A 22,630-nucleotide genomic window follows, 5' to 3' on the forward strand; every position below is an offset into this window, starting at 1 on the left:
GACCTCCTTGAGCACGAGAGCCCGTCGGGCCCTCTACTGGCCCCGCCCATCGGGGAGTTCGGAGTGATCCTCGGGATGGGCTAAGCTGGATCTTGAGCCGGTCGCCGGAACATCCGGAGTCTGGTCGCGCGTCGGTGGTCCAAGGAAAGACGTCCCGCTTCCTGCGGGGAGATGCAGGTGCAAGGCCTGCCCGGCGCTCAAGTCCGAGCCCCACACCGCTGCTTGCGGGGTGGGGCTCGCGTGTTTCCCGCACCGGCGCACCCCCGGCCTCACGGCCACAGCGTGTAGATCATCCCGCCGATCCAGGCGAGGCCCGCCGCCACGGACAGGACGAGCGCGATCATCACGGCGCGCTCGACGGGCTGGCTGGGGTGGGCAACGGGCTTCGGGGAACGGTGCGTTGTCATGCGGGACAGCCTGCCGATCATGCGGGCGCGGTCGCATCCGTACAGGTACTCAGATCCGGTACTCAGAACGCGACTCGCCCAGGTGCTTACGCGGTCGCCTCCCGCAGCGCCCGCCGGCACAGCGCGTCCGCCCTGCGGGTCGTCTCCGGGAGGCGGAACTCCGGGGTCAGCGCGAGGGTGTGGGCGCAGGCGTTGTCCAGGGTCACCCGGTGGCCCAGGGAGACGAAGACCGGCTTCACCGCGTCCCGGGTGCGCAGGGCGCGGCCGACCTCGTCGGCGTCCGCACGGAGCGGCGACGAGGAGCCGCGCTCGGTGCCCGGATCGTCGTACGTGAACGTGAAGGGGTTCTTGGCGACGCCGATCGTGGGCAGGCCCGTGAGGACGCCGAGGTGGCTGGCGAGGCCGAAGCGGCGGGGGTGTGCGAGGCCGTAGCCGTCGCACACGACCAGGCCCGGCGGGCAGGGCAGGGCCTCCAGGGCGGCCAGCACCGTGGGGATCTCGCGGAAGGCCAACAGCCCTGGTACGTACGGGAAGGAGACCCGGCCGACGGCCGTGGCCTCGGCGACGACGGTGAGATCCGCCGCGTCCAGCACGACGGCCGCGGCCACCACCACGTCCCGCTCGTCGTCGTAGGCGACATCAACTCCCGTGACATGCCCCGCCCTTGGCGGCGGTCCCGGTTCGCCGGTCACCACCCGCTCCCGCAACTCGTCCTGGACGGCGCGGGCCTGCTCCTCGGTCGCGGGCCAGCCCGCGGGAATACGTACGGTCGTCATGGTGGTGCCGAGCGTACGGGGATCTCGGGGGTGCGGAGAATCGGCGGGGCGCGGTGGCCCCCCGGCCCGAACCCACCCCCCTCCCGGCCTCCTCAGTCCTCCAGCCGCGCCACGCGCCCCTTCTCCCCCGCGGCCCAGCAGCCCAGGTCCGCCGCGCAGTCGACCGTGTCGTACGAGCCGGTGTCGACCGTCTTCCAGGTGCGGCCGGCGTCGGTCGTGAGGTCCGTGCCCGTGGGGCCGACCGCGAGGGCTGTGCCGCGGCTGCGGGGCAGCCAGGCGACGCCGGAGCGGTAGGCGGGTGGCGGGGTCGTGGCGGGACGCCAGGTGCGGCTCCCGTCGCCGGTGACGGCCGCCGCCAGCGGTGACGGCTGGTCCGCGGTGTAGTCGCCGCCGACCGCGAGGCCGTGCGTACGGTCGCGGAAGGCGAGCGCGAACACCCCGCGCGCGGGGTCACCGGCCGGGATCGGCGTGTCGGTCGCCGCCCAGGTGAGGCCCCGGTCGGCGGAATGCAGGACACGCGCGCGTGCACCCCCGCCGGTGGCCAGCCAGACGTCCCTCGGCCCGGAGCTCACCAGACACTGGCCGCTCGCCGCGAAGCCCGCCTCGCCGTCGAGCGCGGCCGGCATCCCGGCGCTCGGCAGCACCTTCCAGGAACGGCCGCCGTCGCCGGTCGACAGGATGCGGAACTTCCCGTCCACCGGGTCGCTCATCGCGAGGCCGTGCCGGCTGTCGAAGAAGGTCATGCAGTCGTAGAAGGCGTTCGCGTCGGTGTTGCGGAAGGACTCCGTCCAGGTCGCTCCGGCGTCGTCCGTGCGGTAGACGCGGGACGCCTCCCCCTCGCCGATCGCCAGAATCACCGCGCGCCGCGCGTCGAACGCCTCGATGTCCCGGAACTGCAGATCGCCGGCGCCGGGCGGCGAGACGTTCCGCCAGCTCGCCCCGCCGTCGGTCGTACGCAGCACCGTGCCCGCCGTCCCGGCCACCCACGCGGTGTTCCGGCTGACCGCCGACAGCCCCCGGAACCGAACATCGGCCGCCCCGCTGTCCTTGAGCTCCCAGTGCGGAGCCCGGTGCGCCGTGTCCCGCGCCTGCGCCGGTACGGCGGTCAGCGCGGCCAGCGCCGCCCCGCACACCACTGCCACGGCCATGCTCCGGTACGTACGTCCCACCCGTCGCGTCTTCCCCATGCGCCTCATGGCGGGCGAAGCTAGCCCACTCCCCGGGGGCCGTCCAGATGCCCACGCCCGCCTTGGGCGCATATGGGCGGCGGTGACAGAGGTCACTCGAAATTCGTGTGCACGAATCGGCCCGTTCCAGCGTCTCTCCCAGTGCGGACCCATCCACTCGGGGGTCCGTTCCGGAAACTTTTCGGGAGTCCGTCCGGCCGTCACCGCAGTCAGCACCGCCGTCACACAAGGGAGCAAGGCGTTGTCCATCGTCATCGAGCAGCCCGTAGAGGCCCGACTCGTCGCCGCCGCACCGCGGATGCCGAGCATTCCCGCCACCCTGCACTACGACCAACGGGACCCCTTCGCCGTCCGGATGACCTTCCCGGCACCGGCCACCCTGGAGGGCGTCGAGGTCTGCTGGACCTTCGCCCGGGACCTCCTCGCGGCCGGTCTGCACGGCGCCGAGGGCCATGGCGACGTCCGGGTGCGGCCCTACGGCTTCGACCGCACCGTCCTGGAGTTCCACGCCCCCGAGGGCACCGCCGTAGTGCACGTCCACTCGTCCGAGGTGCGCCGCTTCCTGCAGGCCGCCGGCGAGCTGGTGCCCGCCGGTCTCGAACACCTCCAGCTCGACCTGGACCACGACCTCGCCGAGCTGATTCGGGACGCCTGCTGAGCCAGGGAACACGACAGGCCTAACGCCCCCGCGCCAGCAGGGAGTTGAGCTCGCCGTAGCCGAGCCCTCCGGCCTGCGCGTCGTAGGTACCCGTGTCCAGCAGCTCCCGCGCGGCACGGCGCACCACGGCGTACGCGGCCAGCGCGATGCTGGAGCCCGCGCTCACGCGCGCGACGCCCAGCGCGGCCAGTTCGGCGACCGGCGGTGCTCCGGGGCCGACCAGCACATTGAGCGGCGCGTCGATCCCGTCGGCGAGTTCCTTGACCGTTCCCGGCTCGACGGCCCCGGGGACGAAGATCCCGTCGGCGCCCGCGGCCCGGAACGCGGCGGCCCGCTCCAGGGTCGCGTCCACTCCCCCGGCACCCCGCAGAAACGTGTCGATACGCGCGTTGACGAACAGCGGAACGCCCTCCGCGTCGGCGGCCTCACGGGCGGCGGCGATCCGCTCGGCCTGCTCGGCGACGGGCCGCAGGACGCCCTCACCCCCGTAGAGCGCGTCCTCGATGTTCACCCCCACCGCACCCGCCGCGAGCACCGCGCGGACCGTGTCGGCGACGCCCTCCGGGTCATTCGCGAAGCCGCTCTCGATGTCGGCGCTCACCGGTACGGCGACAGTCGCGGTGATGCGGGCGACCGCCTCCAGGGCCCGCTCCCGGTCCAGCCGGTCGCCGTCCGGAACACCGAGGGCCCAGGCGAGGCCCGCGCTGGTGGTCGCCACGGCGGACGCGCCGGCGTCCTCGACGATGCGGGCGCTCGCGGCGTCCCAGGCGTTCGGGAGGACGAGGGGACGCCCCGGCACGTGCAGCGCGCGGAAGGCCAGAGCCCGGTCGCGGAGGGTGTTCTGGTTCGTCATGCGCCCCACCCAAGCAGTCTCGGGCGCGCCCTGGCTGGCAGGAATCCGACATCGGCGTGCGGGTCGCGGGCTCCCGTTTAATGCGTTGACAGCTCCCCGACGCCGTTCGTAGCGTTGCCCTTGCTTCTGTTGCCGTCGATCGGAGTAGGACGTTGCTCGTCTGAGGTTCTGAGACACCGCGTCACACACCCCTGAGGTGTGTCCGCCGTGTGCGACCTCGGCGTCCGAGCCGTCCTCCGGAACAGGGCCTTTCCCCTCTGCCCCCGGGACCAGTCTCCCGCCTCGCGGTGTCTCGATACGCGTCTGCCCATGACCGCGTCAAGCAACCGCGAGGCCCGCATGCATACCTCCGTCACCTGTACGTCCCTCTCCTTCGCGTGGTCCGACGGGACCTCCGTCTTCGAGGACCTGGACGCCGCCTTCGGACCCGGCAGAACCGGGCTCGTCGGTGTCAACGGATCAGGGAAATCAACCCTGTTGAAGCTGATCGCGGGCCAACTCGCCCCTGCCGACGGCATCGTGCGGGTCGCGGGCGACGTCGGCCACCTCCCGCAGAACGTCACGCTCGACACCGCCCTGCGCGTCGACGAGACGCTCGGCATCGCCGCACAGCGAGCCGCCCTGCACGCCATCGAGGCCGGTGACGCGGCCGAGGCGCACTTCGAGACACTCGGCGACGACTGGGACGTGGAAGAGCGCGCGCTCGCCACGCTCGGCGAACTAGGCCTCGGACACATCGACTTGGACCGCACCATCGGCGAGGTCTCGGGCGGCGAGTCGGTCCTGCTGCGGCTGGCCGCGCTGTTGCTCGGTCGGCCGGACGTCCTGCTCCTCGACGAGCCGACGAACAACCTCGACCTGTACGCACGCAGGCGACTGTACTCAGCCGTCGCGTCCTGGCCGGGAGTGATGATCGTGGTCAGCCACGACCGTGAACTCCTCGACCTCGTCGACCAGATCGCCGATCTGCGCGCCGGCGAGATCACCTGGTACGGCGGCAACTACTCCGCCTACGAGGAGGCCCTCGGCACCGAACAGGACGCCGCCGAACGGATGGTGCGCGTCGCCGAGGCGGACTTGCGCAAACAGAAGCGCGAACTGTCCGACGCCCAGGTCAAGTTGGCCCGCCGCAAGAAGTACGGACAGAAGATGTACGAGCAGAAGCGCGAGCCGAAGATCGTCATGGGCGCGCGCAGGCGGGCCGCCCAGGAGTCCGCCGGCAAGCACCGCATCCTGCACGAGGAGCGGCTCGCCGAGGCGAAGGAACGGCTCGACGAGGCGGTGGAGGCCGTACGGGACGACGACGAGATCCGCGTCGACCTGCCGTACACGGCCGTACCGCCGGGTCGTACGGTCCTGACCCTCCTTGACCTCGAACTCGCCTACGGCGCCCGGGCGGGCGGGCTCGATCTGCGCGGGCCGGAGCGGATCGCGCTGATCGGGCGCAACGGCGCGGGCAAGACGACGCTGTTGCGCACGATCGCCGGGGAGCTGGAACCGGTGTCGGGCGAGGCGGCGGTGCATGTCCCGCTGCGCTTCCTGCCGCAGCGGCTCGACGTGCTCGACAGTGAGCTGACCGTGGCGGAGAACGTGGCCCGGTTCGCGCCGGGCGCCACCAACAACCGGGTCCGGGCACGGCTGGCCCGCTTCCTGTTCCGAGGTGCCCGCGCCGACCAGAAGGCGGAGACCCTGTCCGGCGGCGAACGCTTCCGGGCGACGCTGGCCGCGCTGATGCTGGCGGAGCCCGCCCCGCAACTGCTGATGCTGGACGAGCCGACGAACAACCTCGACATGGCGAGCGTGCGGCAGCTCACCACGGCGCTGGAGTCGTACGAGGGGGCGTTGATCGTGGCCAGTCACGACGTGCCGTTCCTGGAGTCGATCGGTATCACGCGCTGGCTGCTGCTGGACGGGGAGCTGCGGACGATCACACCGGAGGAGGTGGAACACCCGGCCTGAGGTCCATGGCGCGCATCTCAGGAGGGCCACATCTCACGGCAGGGGTTTTGTCGGCACGGACGGGTGACGCATGATGGCCAACCGGTGCCGCGACAACGGCGCCGAAACGATCCCGCCGATACGGAGTTCCGCTCGTGCCCAGCAAGAAGGCCCTCGTCCGCCGCCCCAGCCCGCGCCTGGCCGAAGGGCTGGTCACGCACATCGAGCGGGAGAAGGTCGATGTCGAGCAGGCCGTCGAGCAGTGGGAGGCGTACGCGCAGACCCTGCGGGTGCACGGCTGGGAGACGATCGAGGTGGATCCGGCCGACGACTGCCCCGACTCCGTGTTCGTCGAGGACGCGGTGGTCATCTACAAGAACGTGGCGCTGATCGCCCGGCCCGGCGCCGAGTCCCGGCGCGAGGAGACGGGCGGGGTCGAGGAGGCGGTGGCCCGGCTCGGCTGCTCGGTGAACTGGGTCTGGGAGCCGGGCACCCTGGAGGGCGGTGACGTGCTCAAGGTCGACGACACGATCTACGTCGGCCGGGGCGGCCGTACGAACGCGGCCGGTGTGCAGCAGCTGCGGGCCGTGTTCGAACCGCTCGGGGCGCGGGTGGTCACCGTGCCCGTGAGCAAGGTGCTGCACCTGAAGTCGGCGGTCACCGCGCTGCCCGACGGGACGGTGCTCGGGCACATCCCGAAGGTGGACCGGCCGTCGCTGTTCCCGCGCTTCCTGTCGGTGCCCGAGGAGGCCGGCGCGCATGTGGTGCTGCTCGGCGACGACAAGCTGCTGATGGCGGCGAGCGCGCCCAAAACGGCCGATCTGCTCAGCGATCTCGGCCACGAACCGGTCGTGGTGGACATCAGCGAGTTCGAGAAACTCGAAGGATGTGTGACGTGCCTCTCGGTCCGGCTCCGGGATCTGTACGCCTGAACGGGTGACGGAGCCGCCCGTCCGGCGCCGGGACCTGCGGTCCTGCGGCTCCGCGGGATTCCCCGGCCATACGGCCTGAACAGCGATCTTTTACAGCGTCCTTAACCTACGGTCTCGTAACCTACGGTTTCGTAGCCTACGATTCCGTAAGTTGCACAGGCCCGGCACCGCTCGCCGGTTTGTTCAGTTTTGTACCGCGTCCCCTGGAGTCCCCGTGACGATCGCTTCCCCGCACCTCGGCAGCCCCGCAGTCTGGACCGACGCCAAGCTGCTGTACGCGTTGGAGGAGGTCGTCGAGACGGAACTCAACCGGCACCTCAAGGTCACCAAGGACTGGATGCCCCACGAGTACGTGCCGTGGAGCGACGCCCGGAACTTCCCCGGCTTCTTCGAGGACGGCGAGGCCTGGGGCAAGGAGCAGTCCAAGGTCACCGAGATCGGCCGCATCGCCCTCGTGGTGAACCTCCTCACCGAGGACAACCTCCCCAGCTACCACCACGAGATCGCCTCGCTCTTCGGCCGCGACGGCGCCTGGGGCACCTGGGTGCACCGCTGGACGGCGGAGGAGGGCCGGCACGGCATCGTGATGCGCGACTACCTGCTCGCCTCGCGCGCGGTCGACCCGGAGAAGCTGGAAGCGTTCCGGATGCAGCACATGAGCGAGGGCTTCGAGTCGGACAACCGGCACTCGATGCTGCACTCGGTCGCGTACGTCGCCTTCCAGGAGCTGGCCACGCGTGTCTCGCACCGCAACACCGGCCACCAGTCGGGCGACCCGGTCTGCGACCGCATGCTGGCCCGCATCGCGACCGACGAGAACCTCCACATGGTCTTCTACCGCAACCTCCTGAAGGCCGCGTTCGAGCTCGCCCCCGACCTCACCATGCAGGCCGTGCGCGACGTGCTCGTCCACTTCCGGATGCCCGGTCACGGCATGCCCGGCTTCGAGCGGTTCGCCGCGCAGATGGCCATCGGCGAGGTCTACAACCTGCGCATCCACCACGACGACGTCATCCAGCCCGTGCTGCGCTTCCTGAAGGTCATGGAGATCGACGGTCTCGGCCCCGAGGGCCAGCAGGCGCAGGAGGAGATCGGCCTCTACATGGGCGGCCTGGACTCCGAGGCCTCGAAGTTCGACGTGAAGCTGGCGGCCCGCAAGGCCCGCATGGCGGCCCGCGCGAGCGCCTGACCGACCCCCGACCGCCCGGTGATCGATTTACCGGTGCGGGACACGCCCCCGCTGCGGCATCATGCCGCCATGCGTGACAACAGCACGTCGGGGGCGGCGGTCGGCTTTCTGCTGAACCTGATCGACAGCGGGGACGCCGAGCGGATACGGCGGCGGATCGGCCTGCCGGAGCCGGAGGAGGAACCGACTCACGAGGCCCGGCGCAACACTCTGCTCTGGTCCTGGGCGAGGACGGCGGTGCCGTCCTCCGTGCTGTTGTGGGTTCTGGAGGAGGACGATCCGGAACTGAACCAGTGGGTCTGGCGGCACGTCTCCGCGGACAACGCGATGCGGCGGGCCATCGCGCGCGGTGTGCCGTTCGGCCACGCGCGCGTGGAGCCGTTGACCGTCGCCGAGAGCGTGCAACTGTCGGACGAGCCGCCGGTCCCCGGGAACTTCACCCGCTTCGGCCTGGTCGGTGCCCTGCGCGAGGGCACCTCCATGCAGTCCGCGCGCACGGCCGCGTCGATGGTCCTGGAGCGCTCCGACTGGCAGGCGGTCACCGAGGCGGACCAGGATCGCCCGCTGCCCGGTTACGCGCGCTGGGCCCTGTCGATACGGCCGGACTGCCCGCCCGCGCTGCGCGCGCGTTTCGGCACGCACCGCAAGTTCACCCACCGGGTGGAGGAGGCCGGCGTGCTGGACGGCCCCGCCGACTACGCGACCGCCTGGGGCCCCGCGTCGCACGTCCTGAAGGTGCTGTCCACCGGACACCTGCTGTTCCCCGCGCGCGTGGGCGACGCCGAGAACGCTCTACGACCGCTCGTGCGCGAGCACTTGGCCGACCACGAGGACGCCTGGGCGGTGTTGGCGCAGCTCGTCGACACGTTCCACGGGAACGCGGTGGAACTGGTGGTGACGGCGGGTGCGGTTGCCTGAGCCGGGCCTTGTGGCCCTGAGTCCCTGAGGGGGGCGGGGCGGCTGGATTCGAACCAGCGTGTTCCGGTTCTGGAGACCAACGCGCCTGCCTCTGCGCTACGACCCCGCCCTTGGGGCCAGAGCGTAATGCCTTGGCCCGTTGTCAGTGCGGCCTGGTACCAATTGGGGCACTGGGGGAAATGCGGCGCGGGGGGCGTGACATGGCGTACGGGGAGCGGGGTCGGCGTACCCCTGTGGTCGATCTGGCCGACCGCAGGGCGCTGGAGCGGTACCGGCCGGCGGACCCGGCGGTGATCGCTCAGGCACGGCGGCTGAAGGAGGCCGCGCTGCTGGACTTCGGGCTGACAGAGTCGGCGGTGGCGTCCTGGCTGTACGCGAAGTGCCATCACCAGATCCCGACCACGGCGGTGGACACGGCGGCCGTCGTCGCCTCCGGTGACGGCTCCTGCCTGCTGCTCTTCAACCCGGACTTCTTCGTCCAACTCGGCCTGGACGGCGTGAAGTTCGTGCTCTTCCACGAGGCACGGCACCTGGTGCAGCGCCATCTGTTCGCCGACCTCGAACTGCGCGACGACCCGGTCTTCGAGCTGGCCGCCGAGGTCTCCATCAACCATGTCGCCCTGGTCCGGCTCGGCCGCACCGAACTGCCCCTGCTGAACGGCCGGCCGACAGGCATCGACCCCCGGAAGATCTACGAGCTCTACCGCGACGACCTCACCGCGCACGGCCTGGAGCCGGTTTCGTACGAGGAGTTCATCGCGACCGACCTGAAGGTCTACGGCGAGCTGAAGCGGATGCGGCACCCTCCGGTCCCGCAGCGCCATCTGTGCGTGCACCTGGTGGACGGGTGGGCACCGGCCGACCAGGAGACGGTGGACGCGGTGGCGTCGTCCGCGCTGTTGAACTCCCTGCTGGCGGCCCGGCGCGGACACGCGGGCGCGGAGCGGGAGTTGCTCGACCTGATGGGCCGTACCGAGGACGGTTCCGCGCGGGCCGGCCGGATCTGGGGGAACCTCGGCGCGGGCGTCCTGCGCGGCGAGACGGCACGCACGCGTACGGTCCACTGGTGGCAGCGCTGGCTCGTCGACGTCCTCGGCTCGAAGCTGCGCGACGGCGAGCGGCTGGTGTACCCGAAGAAGCGCGGCGCCCTGCTCGCGGCCCTCGGCCAGGACCCGATGCTCGCGCGCCGCGGCCCGGTCCGGGACAAGGTCCTGGTCATCGCGTACGACACCTCGGGCTCGATGCCGCACCAGGTGATCACCTGGCTCACCGAACTCGTCGGCCGTATCGACGGAGTCGAGGCGCACTGGCTGTCCTTCGACGCCGTGGTGATGCCGTTCCGGCCGGGCGAGCAGGTCTACGGCGGTGGCGGCACGAGTTTCCAAGTCGTCGCCGACTACGTGGAGGGGCGCACCGAGGTGAGCGGCCGGCGGTTCGACGTCACCCCGGACGCGGTCGTGGTGCTCACCGACGGGTACGCGCCGCCGGTCACGCCCGCCGAGCCGGACAAGTGGATCTGGCTGATCACCGAGGGCGGCAGCGAGTGGCCCGAGACGCACAACCCGGCGATGGACTGCCATCGCGTCACGACAGGATCACGGTAAATGACCACGGAGACAGGGCAGTTGACGACCCCGGAGGCCGAGCACGGTCGGCGTGAACCGTCGCGCCTGGAGTCCTTCATCGACGCGATGATCGACATCGGGCAGACCGGGCAGATCTTCGGCGAGCACGGCATCGGGAAGACGGCGACGTTCTTCTCCCACATCGGCCGCGCCCACCCGGGCACCGCGCTGGTGTACGTCCCGGCGGCGAATCTGACACCGGACGATCTGCTGGTCAACGCGCCGGTGCGGGACCCGCACACCGGTGAACTCGTGCTGCGCCAGCTGGTGATGAGCCAGTTGAAGCCGGGCACGCCGTTCGTACTGCTCATCGACGACTCGCTGCAGGCCGGCGACACGATCCAGTCGCAGCTGATGCAGATCGCCTGCAACTGGACGCTCGGGGAGCACGATCTGCGGGCGCTCGGCTGCGTCGGTGTCTTCCTCACCGACAACGAGTCGCTGTCCGAGACCTCGGCCCGGCGCGGCGACCTCGCGCTGCTCGACCGCATGGTCACGATGCGGATCACGGCGAACGACACGTCCTGGCGTCGGCATCTGGCCGCCAAGTACCGCTCCTGGGACCTCCGTTCGGTGTTCGGCGTCTGGGCGTCGCTCTCGCCCGCACTGCGCGAGCTGCTGTCCCCACGCACGCTGGACCACGTCCTGGCCAACGCGAAGGAGGGCTTCCCGCTCCGCTGGGGCCTGCCCCTGGTCGACGGCGAGCGGCTGCGACTGTCCGAGCCGGGCCCGGACGGCAGGCCCGGGCAGAACCGCACGGCGGAGATCCTGGACCGCGTCGCCCAGGCCCTGGACGTGCCCAACCCGGCCACGATCCCCGACCCGGTACGGCAGGTGGTCCGGGCCGCGCTGCGCAACCGCTGGACGGTGCTGCTGCAAGGGCCGCCCGGGTGCGGCAAGACGGAGCTGGTCCGGGAGACGGTCCGCGCGGGCCTGGGCCGGGAGCCGTTGTACTTCTCGCTCCCGGTGACGAACGTCGAGGACCTGTGCGCGCCGATCCCGTCGGCGGACGGCACCCTGGACAATCTGCTGGCCGCGAACTTCACCGGGCCGGGCCCCAAGGCGATCGTGTGGGACGAGTACAACCGCCCCAAGGACAAGGCCGCGTTCGCCAAGCTGATGGAGATCACCCAGGAGTGGTCGCTGGCGGGGCGGCGGATCGAGAACCTGAGGGCACAGATCGCCGTCCAGAACCCGCCGTACCATCTGGGCCGCAAGCTGCTGGTCTCGCGGAACAACATCGCCCAGGCGACGAGGTTCACGGCCTCGCTGACGGTCGACCCGGAGGACATCCCCGCCAACGAGTGGCTGCTCGCGCGGTACGGCTCGGACGCGGAGACGGTGCTGGAGTGGTGGAAGCACGACATCGACGACGACGGCCGCGCCTGGATCACCAAGCGCACGCTGGAGCGGCTCATCAAGCTGCACCGGCGGGGGCTGCCGCTGGAGATGGCGACGGTCTACCTCGGCGACGGCGAGTACGCGCCCGTGCCCCTCACCGCCCTGATCGACCGCTTCAAGGGCCGCCCGGTGACGGGGCTGCGCGAACTGGCCCGTGACGCGGACCTCTGGGAGGCCCGCCTGCGCCGCGCCGCCGAGCACACCGACGAGGGCGGCGACGACAGCGACGTGGTCCACCAGATCCTCGCCAACGCGGAGCTGTCCCAGCTGAAGAAGCACCGCGCGGTGGTGGCCCGCATGGTGGCACTGCTGCCGGCGAAGCTCCGGGCGACGTATCTGGTGGGGGCGTCGGCGCAGCAACAGCGGTTCTGGACGGACATATTCACCGGGTTGGCGCGCCGCTGACCCCGTGTTCGGCCTCTCCCTCCCCCTCCCCTTCCTCCGGCCGCGCCGTGCGGTGCACGCTGCGTACGGCGGCCACGTCGGGGGCGAGCGGCGGTGGCGGGATGTGGGCGGTGAGGGACTCCAGGCGGCGTTTGATGCCGGCGGCGATTCCCTGGCCGAGGACGAAGCGGGTGGGGGTGAGCGCGCGAGGTGCCGTGTCGAGGAGGCGGTGGGCCTCGCGGCTGCGCATCCCGGTGTGGGACAGGACGAGATGGGTGAGGCGGTGCTCGGCGGCCACGAGAGCCTGAGCGATGGCTTCGGCGGCGGTCAGGTCGAGGTGGTTGTCGGCCGCTCCGAGCACAGCAGCCGCTCTCACCCGGCCGAGGTCCAGCAGACCGACCCCGGCCGCGGTGGCCGCCGTCACCAGCCGCGCCGCGGCCTGCGGGCCGATGCCGTTGCTGGCGACGGACAGACGGGTCAGCCGTCCGTACGGCGCGTGTTCCAGGGCGTCGGCCAGACGGAGGGCGCCCGCGTCCCCCAACCGGGCGGCGGATACGTAGAGTTCGTCGATCGCGCCCGCCGCGATGACGGAGGCGAGGGGCGCGGCGCCGTCCGCGCCGAGCGGGTTGCCGCCGACGAAGAGGCGCTCGATGCGGCGCCCGTTGCCGGCGGCGGCGAGCAGCGCGTCGGCGAGGACGGTCACGCCCGCCGGGTCGAGCCCGGTCTGCACGAGGTCGAGCGTACGCAACGACCGCGCGGACTCGATGAGTTCGGCCGCCGCCCGCCCGCCCCCACTGCCCAGCGGGTTGCGCTTGAGCCACACCCCGGTGACGACCTGCGGCGAAGCACGCAACTGGTCCGCGATCCGACAGGCACCACCGGCCGTGATCCCGTTGCAGCCGAGATAGAGCGTCTCGACGTCACCACTCCCCCCGGCCACGACCCCGGCTCCCTCGTCCCCGAGCCCATCGGTGCCGAGCAGCAAATGCCGTACTGGAGACGGCCCTTGGGCCAACACCTCGGCGACCAGCGCGGCACCCTCCGCCCCCAACTCCTGCTTGCACAGGTCGAGCCGCCCGTCGGGCAACGCCGTACCGACGGCGAAGTCGAGACGCTCTCCGGCAGGTTGGCCCGCACGCAACCAGTCGAGCAGCGGGCCGAGTTCGGCGACGGGTCTCGGCACGACGTACGGGACACCGGCGAAGGCGATCGCCGGGGAGACCGGGGGCTCCTGCGCCGAACCCGCCGCCGCAGGTCCTCCCGTGTTCCCCGTGCCCTCCATGTCCCCCGTATCCCCCACGCCCCCGCTCACCACGCCGCCTCCCGATAGTCCTTGAGGAACACGCCGGACACCGGGTCCCCGGACTCGCCGCGCACGATCGGGTCGTAGACGCGGGCCGCGCCGTCCACGATGTCGAGCGGGGTGCGGAAGCCGGCCTCGGACATGCGGCCCTTCTTGGGGGCGGGGTTCTCGTCCGTGATCCAGCCCGTGTCGACGGCGCACATGTGGACGCCCTGGTCGGCGAGTTCGGCGGCGCTGGTGCGGGTGAGCATGTTGAGCGCGGCCTTGGCCATGTTGGTGTGGGGGTGGCCGGGCATCTTGTTGCGTACGGCGAACCGGCCCTCCACCGCGGTCACGTTGACGATGTAGCGGCGTGGCCGCGGCGAGGCGAGCAGGAGGGGCAGCAGCCGGTCGCAGAGCAGGGCGGGGGCGAGGGCGTTGACGAGTTGGGTCTCCAGGACCTCGGCCGGGTCGAGGGCGCCGAGCCGTGCCGACCAGGAGTTCTCCGGGGACGGGTCGGGCAGCAGTCCGGCCTCGTCGGCCTCGCGCAGCACGACGGGCAGCGCCGAGGCCCCGCCCGCGAGCATCCGCGTCGGTGTGAAGCCGGGCGCCTGCCACGCCCCCTCGGGCAGCGCGTCACGCTCCCCGGCCGCCAGCAGCGCGTACGACTGCGGAGGGCGGCGTACGGTCTGCGCGGCGTTGTTGACGAGGATGTCCAACGGCTCGCCCGCCCGCCTCAACTCCTCGCACAGGCCCAGTACTTGACGCGGATCGCGCAGGTCGACGGCGAGCACCGTCAGCCGGTCCAGCCATTTCTCACTACCCGGCTCGGCACGGAAGCGCCGTACGGCATCGTGCGGGAACCGCGACGTGACCAGCACCTCCGCACCGTCCCGCAGCATCATCAGCGCCAACTGGAAACCGATCTTCACCCGCCCGCCGGTGAGCAGCACCCGGCGCCCGCTCAGATCCGTACGCAGCGCCCGGCGCGCGGAGTTGTCGGCGGCACACTCGGGACACAGTCGGTGATAGAAGGAATCCACCTGTCGATAGGGCGACTTGCAGACGTAGCAACCGCGCGGCTTGCGGTAGACACCACCGGCATCCGCACGCCCCGGCTCACCCGCCCCGCCCAGCGGAGCGTCCTCGCGTCGGTCCACCGCCCCTGTCGACGTCGCCGCCATCGTCGCCGCGTCGGCCGCGGACACGTCGGCATCACGGACCTTGCGGCGCCGCAGCCGACCGTCCCGCGCGAAGGACGCGGCGACCTGTTCCGCCCGCAGCCGCACCGGATCGTCGACGGGCAGCCCCCGCAGCCTGCCCACCACGTGGTGGAAGGCCGCCAGTTCCGCCTCGGTGATCCCGCCCTCGTCAGTCATCGATTCCCGCCCCGGCCGTGCTGTGAAGTGGGGCCCCGGCCGGATTCGAACCGGCGTATCCGCCCTGAGAAGGCGGCGAGTCTGCCTCTGCTCTACAGGGCCCCCGGACGCAGCCCGGGGATCGGATTCGAACCGATGTGATTCGTCAGAGCACGACGTGCGCCTGCCTCTGCGCTACGCCCGGGTGCGCCCCCGGATCCTAACCGCACTCCTCCGCGCGAACCGCACCGAATGAACGAGCCTGTTCAAGCGATGAACGAGCCTGTTCAGCCGGGCAAGCCCGGTCAGCGCGAGCCGCGTCTGATCTCCAGGCGTTCCTTCTCCGACAGACCGCCCCACACACCGAAGCGTTCGTCGTTGTCGAGGGCGAACTCCAGGCAGGCGGAGCGGATCGGGCACATGCCGCAGATCCGCTTCGCTTCCCTGACCGAGCTGCCGGGCTCGGGGAAGAAGAAGTCCGCCCCGGTCTGCGCGCACAACGCCTCCTGCTGCCAGTCCAGGTCGGGCGACGTGATCGTGTCGATGTGCATGGCCAGGATCGTGCCGTCCGGCGAAAAACGTTCGATCAACGCGGGATCAACGCCACGCTCCGAGGCCTCCGGCCGCCCCGATGATGGCCCCGCGCCCGCAGCGGCGCACGGCGGCGCGCGGAACCGGTGTGAAAACACGGAGAAATTCTGCGGTCACCGAGGGTAATCAACGCCGTATCCCCGAACCGCCGCCGCGCTCCGGCAGCGATTGTCAGTGGGCGGTGCAAGACTCGGCAGTGCAGAGAACGGGACCCTTCAATGAGGAGGGCAATGATGCTCACCACCCGTTTCGTCAACGGCGCTCCGAACTGGCTGGACGTCGGCTCACCCGACATCGACAGCGCCATCTCCTTCTACGGCGGTCTCTTCGGCTGGCAGTTCCAGTCGGCGGGACCCGAGGCCGGCGGCTACGGCTTCTTCCAACTCGACGGCAAGACCGTCGCCGGCGGCATGCCACTGCCCCCGGAGCATGCCTCGTCCGCCTGGACCGTGTACTTCCAGAGCCAGGACGCGGAGGCCACGGCCAAGGCGGTGGAGCAGGCGCACGGCGCGGTCCTGTTCCAGCCGATGGACGTGATGGGCGAGGGACACATGGCGGTCCTCAGGGACCCGGCGGGCGCGGCTTTCGGCATCTGGCAGCCGGGTCGGACCAAGGGTGTTGACGTCGCGGGCGACCCCGGTTCGCTGACCTGGGTCGAGCTGTACACACCGGACGTCGCCGCGGCGGCCGCGTTCTACGACGCCTCGCTCGGTCTGGAGACCTCCGCCGCTCCGATGCCGGGCGGCGACTACACCTGTCTCAACCCGGCCGGTGCCGGTGAGGACGCGATGTTCGGCGGTGTCGTCCCACTCGACTTCGACCCGAACGGCGCGGCCCCGGGGGCGTACTGGCTGGCGTACTTCGAGGTGGCCGACGTGGACGCCACCGTGGCCAAGGCGCTGGAGGCGGGCGGCAAGGTCACCATGCCGGCCACCAGCATGGAGGGCGTCGGCCGCATGGCCCAGCTCACCGACCCGTACGGCGCCCGCTTCGCGATCATCAAGAGCGAGCCGCCGCAGGGCTGACAGGCCCCCGAGTCGGCGGGCCAAAAGGCCAACGGGCCAGTCCTGTGCCGACGCGCGGGCCCTGCTCACGCACGGGCACGGGCACGGCTCACGCGGAGGCGCGGTGGATCAGTGTGGTCGGCAGGATCACGCTGGACGGCGCGCCTCCGACGCCATCCCGGGCCCCCCGGCGGTCCAGGCCGCGCAGCAGCAGGCGGGCCATCAACCGGCCCATCTCCTCTATGTCCTGCCGGACCGTCGTGAGCGGCGGTTCGGTCTGCTCGGCGACCGGAAGCATGTCGTCGAAGCCGATCACCGCCACGTCCTCGGGCACCCGCAGCCCCTCCTCGCGCAGCACCTTCATGGCGCCGTAGGCGGTGAGGTCGTTGGCGGCGAACACGGCGTCCACGTCGGGGCAGTTGTCGAGGAGTTCCCGCATCGCCCGCTCACCGCCACCCGGCGTGAAGTCGCTCTCGACGATCAGCCGTGGATCGACGTCGACCATGACGTCCCGGAACCCGTCGAGCCGGTCCACCGCGGACGTCTGGTCGAGCGCGCCGGTGATGTGCGCGATCCGGGTGCGGCCGAGCCCGACGAGATGCCGTACGGCCTCGCGGGCACCGCCCCGGTTGTCGCAGTCGACGTACACCGTGGGCCCGGAGGCCCGTGTCCCCTCGCTCCAGCAGGGCCGGCCGCCGAACACCGTCGGGACACCGGCCCGTTGGATCAGTCCGGGCAGCGGGTCGTCGAGGTGCAGGGAGAAGACGAGGGCGCCGTCCACATGGCCGCCGGCGAGGTAGCGGCCGACGCGGGCGTGGTCGTCGCGGCCTTCCGTGAGGAGCAGTACGAGTTGGGAGTCGTGGGCGGTCAACTCCTTGCTGATACCCCTGAGTTGCATGGCGAAGAAGGGGTCTGCGAAGACGCGGGTCTCCGGTTCGGCGATCACCACGGCGATGGCGTCGTGCCGCTTCGTCACCAGGCTCCGGGCGGCCTGGTTGGGGACGTACCCGAGTTCCTCCACGGCTTGCCGGACCCGTTCGACGAGCGATTCCCGCACCCCGTCCCCGCCGTTGACCACCCGGGAAACGGTGGCCCGCGACACCCCCGCCCGCGCGGCCACGGCCTCCAGCGTGGGACGCGGTGCTGTCTCGGTCACGTCTGGACCCCTCCTCGATGATGCGGATCAGGATAGCCGTGGCCGAACCCGACGTTGAGAGCGCTCCCACTACCGAGTGCGCCCTCCGCTCCCACTACCGTGCGCACCCTCGTCGACCTCGACCGACCCCGCCACTCACCACTCGCCCCGGCATGCCCGCCCACCGCTCACCCCAACAGATCCACCCGCCGCCCGACCCCGTCCCGCTCCGCCCGCTCGTACGCCAGCCACGCCAGCGCCAGGTCCTGCCACGGGAGCCCGACCGGGGCGTAGACGGAACGGGCGGTGGCGTCGGTCCGTCCCGGATGGTCGCCGCGCAGTACGTCGCCGAGCGTGGAATCGATGTCCGTGGGGGTCAACGCGCCGACGGACTCGACCAGTTGACGGTCGTCGACGACGACCAGCGCCGCGTCCAGCAGGTCGGCGGCGAGTTCCCGCTTGCCCGGCTCGTCGGCGCCCAGGCTCGTGAGGTGCTGTCCCTCCCGGGTGTCCGCGAGGGACAGCAGCGGTGTGCGGGACCAGGTCGCCAGCAGGACGATGTCGGCGGCCGAGGCGATCTCCATCGCCGAGCCGAGCACCCGGCCGCCGTGCCGTACGGCGAACTCGGTCGCGCGGTCCAAGTCCGTGTCCTGGACGACGAGTTCGCCGTACGACCGCAGCGCGCCCAGCCCCCGCACCATCAACTCGGCCTGTGCTCCCGCGCCGATGACCCCCACCACCGCATCCTCCGCCGACCCCGCGAGGGCATGCGTGCCCAGGGCAGCCGCAAGGCCCGTGCGCCACGCGGTCACCGTCGCCGAGTCCAGCAGGGCGAGCAACTCGCCGTCCACGCCGCTGTGCAGGCAGAGCACGCCCCTCAACGCGGGCCGCGCGTCGGGGAACTTGGCGTTGACCTTCACGGTGTAGGCCTCGATGCCGGGCAGCAGTCCGGGCATCAGCGCGGTGGCCGTGCCGGGGAACGGCAGGTCGGTGCGCACCCGTTGGCCCGGGATCGCCACCATGGCCCCCACGGCGAGGAAGCCGCCCCGCAGCGCGGCGAGGCAGGCCGGGGGTTCCAACAAAGCGCCGAGGTGGCTCCGTGTCAGCAGGCGAGTCATGCGCTCATGATCCGTCAGGGGCGGAGTCGGCGGCGGAGCCGGCGTCGGAATCCGGAGCGGAATCCGGGGCAGGGTTCTTCTTCGCCCTGCTCGGCTGCACCCTCTTCGGCTCCCCCGGCATCTTCGGGTACTCCGGCGGATACGGCAGATCGCCCAGCCCGTGGTCGTGTTCGTCGCGGCGGGCCAGTTCGAGCAGGGCGTCCAGGGAGAAGCGGTGGTCGTCCATGTCGGCGTGCACGTCGCCGAGTTCGGCGAAACGCACCGGCATGGTCGCGAGGTCGAAGTCCCGGGGGTGCGCGGTGCCGACCTCGTCCCAGCGCAGGGGGGCCGAGACGGGGGCGTGCGGGCGGGGTCGTACGGAATAGGCGGAGGCGATGGTGCGGTCGCGGGCCGTCTGATTGTAGTCGACGAAGATGCGCTCGCCGCGCTCCTCCTTCCACCACTTGATCGTCACCTGGTCCGGCATCCGGCGGGCCAGTTCACGGCCGACCGCGATGGCCGCACGGCGGACCTGCGTGAAGGTCCAGCGCGGTTCGATCGGTACGAAGACGTGCAGGCCGCGTCCGCCGGAGGTTTTGGGGAAGCCCTGCAGACCGCCGAACTCGTCGAGTACGGCGCGTAGTTCGTGGGCGGCGCGGACCGCGTCGTCGTAGTCGGTGCCGGGCTGCGGGTCGAGGTCGATACGGAGTTCGTCGGGGCTGTCGACGTCGTCGCGGCGTACCGGCCAGGGGTGGAAGGTGAGCGTGCCGTACTGGGCGGCCCACAGGACTGCGGCCTGCTCGGTGGGGCACATCTCGTCGGCGCTGCGTCCGCTGGGGAAGGTGATGTGGGCGGTCGGGATCCAGTCGGGCATGTTCCTGGGCGCCCGCTTCTGGAAGAAGTTCTCGCCCTCGACCCCGTCCGGATAGCGCTCCAGGGTGGTGGGGCGGTCGCGCAGGGCCCGGAGGATTCCGGGGCCGACCGCGATGTAGTACCGGGCGAGGTCCAGCTTGGTGAAGCCACGCTCCGGGAAGAAGATCTTGCCGGGACTGGACAGCCGTACGGTCCGGCCACCCGCCTCCAGTTCCACCGCTTCGCCCATGCGAGCCACCGTAGGCCCGACGCACAGACATCGCATACCGGGCGACAACCGACGTACGAGAGCAGAATCGGAACCATGGATCTGCCGGTGATGCCGCCCGTGAAGCCCATGCTCGCCAAGTCGGTGGCGAGGATTCCGCCGGGCATGCACTACGAGGCGAAGTGGGACGGCTTCCGGGCGATCGCGTTCCGCGACGGCGCGGAGGTCGAGCTGGGCAGTCGTACCGGAAAGCCGCTGACCAGGTACTTTCCCGAACTGGTCGAGGCGCTGAAGGAGCGGGTCCCGGAGCGCTGTGTGCTGGACGGCGAGATCGTGATCGCCCGGGACGGGCGGCTCGACTTCGACGCGCTGACCGAGCGCATCCACCCGGCCGACTCGCGGGTGCGGACGCTGGCCGAGCGGACGCCGGCCTCCTTCGTCGCCTTCGACCTGCTGGCCCTGGCCGACGAGTCGCTGCTGGACGTCCCGCTCGGCGACCGCCGGGCGCTGCTCGAACGGGCGCTGTCGGGCGCGACCGCACCCGTGCATCTGGCGCCCGCGACCACCGACATCGAGGTGGCGCAACGGTGGTTCGAGCAGTACGAGGGCGCCGGGCTCGACGGTGTCGTGGCCAAGCCGCTGGACCTGCTCTACCGCCAGGACGAGCGCGCGATGTTCAAGATCAAGCACGAGCGGACCGCGGATGCCGTCGTCGCGGGCTACCGCCTCCACAAGAGCGGCCCCGTCGTGGGCTCGCTCCTTCTCGGCCTCTACGACGAGCGGGGCGCCCTGCAGCACGTGGGAGTGTCCGCCGCCTTCACCATGAAGCGCCGCGCCGAGCTGATCGAGGAGCTGGCTCCGCTGCGCATGGACGAACCGACGGGCCATCCGTGGGCGGCCTGGGCGGAGGAGGCCGCGCACGAGTCGGCGCGGCTGCCGGGCGCGCCGAGCCGCTGGTCCGGCAAGAAGGACCTCTCCTGGGTGCCGCTCAGGCCGGAACGGGTGGCCGAGGTGGCGTACGACCACATGGAGAACGGCGCGCGCTTCCGGCACACGGCGCGTTTCCGCCGCTGGCGCCCGGACCGCACGCCCGAGAGCTGCACGTACGCACAACTGGAGGAGCCGGTCCGCTACGACCTCGGAGAGATCCTCGGCCCGCGGGACTCGCGGGATGCGCCGGACTGACCCCCTCCGCATTTCCTCGTGGGCCGATCGGCGCAATCAGCGCGCACAATCACAACCGAGCGGGTATGGCCATCAATGAACTTATAAGCGCACAATCGAAAACACAGACTTGGTGGCAACGGTGGGCATGGGACAAAGGGCGCCTCGGCGGCGCGGCGCGACGAGAGCGGCGCTGCTGGCCGCCACGATGACGGCCTCCCTGGCGGTCGGCTGCACGGCACATCACGGCCGCCCCGTCGACGACGGACGCGGACAGACTCGGCCCCCTACGCAGAGCCCGGCCCAGAGCCCGAGCGCCGGCGGCACGGTCGCCCCCGCCGCCGGTCCAGTGCTGGCGGTGAAGATCGACAACGTGCGCGCGGCCCGCCCGCAGACGGGTCTGGACTCGGCGGACATCGTGTACGCGGAGCAGGTCGAGGGCGGGCTGAGCCGGCTGATGGCGGTGTTCGCCACGAAGTTCCCCAAGTCCGTCGGCCCGGTGCGCAGCGCCCGCGTGTCCGATCTGGAGCTGCTGCGCCAGTTCGACGACCCGACGCTCGCCTTCTCCGGGGCGCAGCACAAACTCCTGCCACTGATCGCCAAGGCACCGCTGCGAGCGGCCTCTCCCGACGAGGTGTCCGGCGCCTACTACAGGGGTGTCGACAGGTCCGCCCCGCACAACCTCTTCCTCCACCCGGACAAGCTGCTCCCCTCCGCCCCGGGAGCGGCGGCCCTGACGACGGGCTTCCACTACGGCGCGGCCCCCGCGGGCGGCAAGGCCACGGCCTCCCGCAGCGTGCGCTATCCGGCGGCCCGCTTCACCTTCACCTGGTCCGGGAGCAAGCACCGCTGGCTGGTCACCGAGGACGGCACGCCCACCGTGACGACCGACGGCAAGCGGGTGGCCCCGGCGACGGTAGTCGTGCAGTACGTCAAGATCCGCAAGTCCGCCTATCACGACGTCCTCGGCAACAACACGCCGTACACCGAGACGGTCGGCTCGGGGAAGGCGGACGTGCTGCGGGACGGCCGTACCTTCAGCGTCGACTGGAAGCGGCAGAAGGCCACGGACGGAACGGAGTTCACGGCCTCGGACGGTACGCCGGTGAACTTCGCGAAGGGCCAGGTCTGGGTGGTGTTCGCGAAGGCGTGATGCCGGGCGGCGACGGCCTAACGTTGTGCGACGAGGGGTTCCGCGGGGTTGCGGAGCCCCTCCGCCGCGTCCGAGACCCGTTGGATGAGGTCGAAGAAGACGGTCTGTTCCTCGGCGGAGAGGGGGGCGAGGAAGAGCTGGTTCATCCGGGCCGTGCGCACGATCAGCTTGCGGTGGACGCGCGTGCCGTCGTCGGTAAGGCGCAGCAGAAACCGCCGGCCGTCCTGCGGATCGCGCACCTTGTCGAGGAGTCCGCGCCTGATCAGCCGACTGATCACCTCCGCGATGGTGGACCGGTCCAGACCCACCCGCTCCCCCACCGTGCGCTGGTCGAGCCCCGGCTCGTCGACGAGCGCGTTGAGCACCGCGAACTGCGGGGAGGTGATCTCCTCGGAGACCATGGTGTTCCACAGCAGATAGTGCGCCTGCTGCAGTCGCCGGGCGAGGTGCCCGGGATGGGTGGTGAGGTCCACCGCGGCCATGTGCCCTCCCGACGT

The 22,630-nt window shown here is 71.3% G+C and carries 21 protein-coding genes and 3 tRNA genes; 10 read left to right on the forward strand and 14 right to left on the reverse strand.

Annotated features, from left to right (window positions below):
* Positions 1–269 precede the first annotated feature (269 nt).
* The 3 genes from mmpA to ACFWP5_RS12500 form a co-directional block, all read right to left on the reverse strand.
* Positions 270–407, reverse strand: a complete 138-nt coding sequence (gene mmpA, locus ACFWP5_RS12490) for a morphogenic membrane protein MmpA (RefSeq protein ID WP_366430049.1) — start codon at positions 405–407, stop codon at positions 270–272.
* Between the two features lie 86 nt (positions 408–493).
* Positions 494–1,183 (reverse strand): endonuclease V, encoded by a 690-nt coding sequence (locus ACFWP5_RS12495; protein WP_384154248.1) that lies wholly within the window; start codon positions 1,181–1,183, stop codon positions 494–496.
* A 92-nt stretch (positions 1,184–1,275) separates the two neighbouring features.
* Positions 1,276–2,331, reverse strand: coding sequence for a WD40/YVTN/BNR-like repeat-containing protein (locus tag ACFWP5_RS12500; RefSeq protein ID WP_384154250.1), 1,056 nt, complete (start codon positions 2,329–2,331; stop codon positions 1,276–1,278).
* A gap of 280 nt (positions 2,332–2,611) precedes the next feature.
* Here ACFWP5_RS12500 and ACFWP5_RS12505 point away from each other — a divergent pair, with 280 nt between their 5' ends.
* Positions 2,612–3,028, forward strand: a complete 417-nt coding sequence (locus tag ACFWP5_RS12505) for an SsgA family sporulation/cell division regulator (RefSeq protein WP_384154252.1) — start codon at positions 2,612–2,614, stop codon at positions 3,026–3,028.
* 19 nt (positions 3,029–3,047) lie between these two features.
* Here the strand turns inward: ACFWP5_RS12505 and ACFWP5_RS12510 are convergent, their stop codons facing one another.
* Entirely contained in the window at positions 3,048–3,881 is an 834-nt protein-coding gene (locus ACFWP5_RS12510; RefSeq protein WP_384154254.1) for an isocitrate lyase/phosphoenolpyruvate mutase family protein, read from the reverse strand.
* A gap of 339 nt (positions 3,882–4,220) precedes the next feature.
* Here ACFWP5_RS12510 and ACFWP5_RS12515 point away from each other — a divergent pair, with 339 nt between their 5' ends.
* The 4 genes from ACFWP5_RS12515 (at position 4,221) to ACFWP5_RS12530 (ending at position 8,858) form a co-directional block, all read left to right on the forward strand.
* Positions 4,221–5,840 (forward strand): ABC-F family ATP-binding cassette domain-containing protein, encoded by a 1,620-nt coding sequence (locus ACFWP5_RS12515; RefSeq protein WP_384154310.1) that lies wholly within the window; start codon positions 4,221–4,223, stop codon positions 5,838–5,840.
* Between the two features lie 134 nt (positions 5,841–5,974).
* Entirely contained in the window at positions 5,975–6,751 is a 777-nt protein-coding gene (ddaH, locus tag ACFWP5_RS12520; protein ID WP_384154256.1) for a dimethylargininase, read from the forward strand.
* Between the two features lie 214 nt (positions 6,752–6,965).
* Positions 6,966–7,940: an acyl-ACP desaturase gene (locus ACFWP5_RS12525; RefSeq protein WP_384154258.1), complete on the forward strand. Its 975-nt coding sequence runs from the start codon at positions 6,966–6,968 to the stop codon at positions 7,938–7,940.
* Between the two features lie 69 nt (positions 7,941–8,009).
* Complete coding sequence (locus ACFWP5_RS12530; RefSeq protein WP_384154260.1) at positions 8,010–8,858, forward strand: hypothetical protein; 849 nt, start codon at positions 8,010–8,012, stop codon at positions 8,856–8,858.
* A 32-nt stretch (positions 8,859–8,890) separates the two neighbouring features.
* Here the strand turns inward: ACFWP5_RS12530 and ACFWP5_RS12535 are convergent.
* Positions 8,891–8,966 (reverse strand) — tRNA-Trp (locus ACFWP5_RS12535).
* A gap of 92 nt (positions 8,967–9,058) precedes the next feature.
* Between ACFWP5_RS12535 and ACFWP5_RS12540 the strand changes: the two genes are divergently transcribed.
* Positions 9,059–10,462, forward strand: a complete 1,404-nt coding sequence (locus tag ACFWP5_RS12540; protein WP_384154262.1) for a hypothetical protein — start codon at positions 9,059–9,061, stop codon at positions 10,460–10,462.
* Entirely contained in the window at positions 10,463–12,289 is a 1,827-nt protein-coding gene (locus ACFWP5_RS12545; RefSeq protein ID WP_384154264.1) for an AAA family ATPase, read from the forward strand.
* On the opposite strand, the gene ACFWP5_RS12550 is transcribed toward ACFWP5_RS12545, so the two are convergent.
* The 5 genes from ACFWP5_RS12550 to ACFWP5_RS12570 form a co-directional block, all read right to left on the reverse strand.
* Positions 12,267–13,550, reverse strand: coding sequence for a ribonuclease inhibitor (locus tag ACFWP5_RS12550; RefSeq protein WP_384154266.1), 1,284 nt, complete (start codon positions 13,548–13,550; stop codon positions 12,267–12,269). The two genes, ACFWP5_RS12545 and ACFWP5_RS12550, sit on opposite strands and share 23 nt — an antisense overlap.
* Before the next feature lie 26 nt (positions 13,551–13,576).
* Positions 13,577–14,929 carry an SDR family NAD(P)-dependent oxidoreductase gene (locus ACFWP5_RS12555; protein WP_384154268.1) on the reverse strand — a complete coding sequence of 451 codons (1,353 nt, stop codon included), beginning with the start codon at positions 14,927–14,929 and terminating at the stop codon, positions 13,577–13,579.
* A gap of 30 nt (positions 14,930–14,959) precedes the next feature.
* Positions 14,960–15,031: transfer RNA gene (locus ACFWP5_RS12560), tRNA-Glu, on the reverse strand.
* A gap of 10 nt (positions 15,032–15,041) precedes the next feature.
* Positions 15,042–15,114, reverse strand: a tRNA-OTHER gene (locus tag ACFWP5_RS12565).
* A 99-nt stretch (positions 15,115–15,213) separates the two neighbouring features.
* Entirely contained in the window at positions 15,214–15,459 is a 246-nt protein-coding gene (locus ACFWP5_RS12570; protein ID WP_384154270.1) for a WhiB family transcriptional regulator, read from the reverse strand.
* Positions 15,460–15,732: 273 nt separating this feature from the next.
* Between ACFWP5_RS12570 and ACFWP5_RS12575 the strand changes: the two genes are divergently transcribed.
* On the forward strand, positions 15,733–16,524 hold the full coding sequence (locus ACFWP5_RS12575; RefSeq protein WP_384154312.1) for a VOC family protein: 792 nt from the start codon (positions 15,733–15,735) through the stop codon (positions 16,522–16,524).
* 88 nt (positions 16,525–16,612) lie between these two features.
* Here the strand turns inward: ACFWP5_RS12575 and ACFWP5_RS12580 are convergent, their stop codons facing one another.
* The 3 genes from ACFWP5_RS12580 to ligD form a co-directional block, all read right to left on the reverse strand.
* Positions 16,613–17,659 (reverse strand): LacI family DNA-binding transcriptional regulator, encoded by a 1,047-nt coding sequence (locus ACFWP5_RS12580; RefSeq protein ID WP_384154272.1) that lies wholly within the window; start codon positions 17,657–17,659, stop codon positions 16,613–16,615.
* A 167-nt stretch (positions 17,660–17,826) separates the two neighbouring features.
* Positions 17,827–18,756 carry an ornithine cyclodeaminase family protein gene (locus ACFWP5_RS12585; RefSeq protein ID WP_384154274.1) on the reverse strand — a complete coding sequence of 310 codons (930 nt, stop codon included), beginning with the start codon at positions 18,754–18,756 and terminating at the stop codon, positions 17,827–17,829.
* A 4-nt stretch (positions 18,757–18,760) separates the two neighbouring features.
* Positions 18,761–19,837, reverse strand: coding sequence for a non-homologous end-joining DNA ligase (gene ligD, locus ACFWP5_RS12590; protein WP_384154276.1), 1,077 nt, complete (start codon positions 19,835–19,837; stop codon positions 18,761–18,763).
* Between the two features lie 75 nt (positions 19,838–19,912).
* Here ligD and ACFWP5_RS12595 point away from each other — a divergent pair, with 75 nt between their 5' ends.
* On the forward strand, positions 19,913–21,001 hold the full coding sequence (locus ACFWP5_RS12595; RefSeq protein WP_384154278.1) for an ATP-dependent DNA ligase: 1,089 nt from the start codon (positions 19,913–19,915) through the stop codon (positions 20,999–21,001).
* 127 nt (positions 21,002–21,128) lie between these two features.
* A complete protein-coding gene (locus ACFWP5_RS12600) occupies positions 21,129–22,133 on the forward strand; it encodes a DUF3048 domain-containing protein (RefSeq protein ID WP_384154280.1) in 1,005 nt (334 codons plus the stop codon).
* A 17-nt stretch (positions 22,134–22,150) separates the two neighbouring features.
* On the opposite strand, the gene ACFWP5_RS12605 is transcribed toward ACFWP5_RS12600, so the two are convergent.
* Positions 22,151–22,615 carry a MarR family winged helix-turn-helix transcriptional regulator gene (locus ACFWP5_RS12605; RefSeq protein WP_384154282.1) on the reverse strand — a complete coding sequence of 155 codons (465 nt, stop codon included), beginning with the start codon at positions 22,613–22,615 and terminating at the stop codon, positions 22,151–22,153.
* Positions 22,616–22,630: the final 15 nt, after the last annotated feature.

Source organism: Streptomyces sp. NPDC058469, assembly GCF_042721125.1.
Lineage (GTDB): Bacteria > Actinomycetota > Actinomycetes > Streptomycetales > Streptomycetaceae > Streptomyces.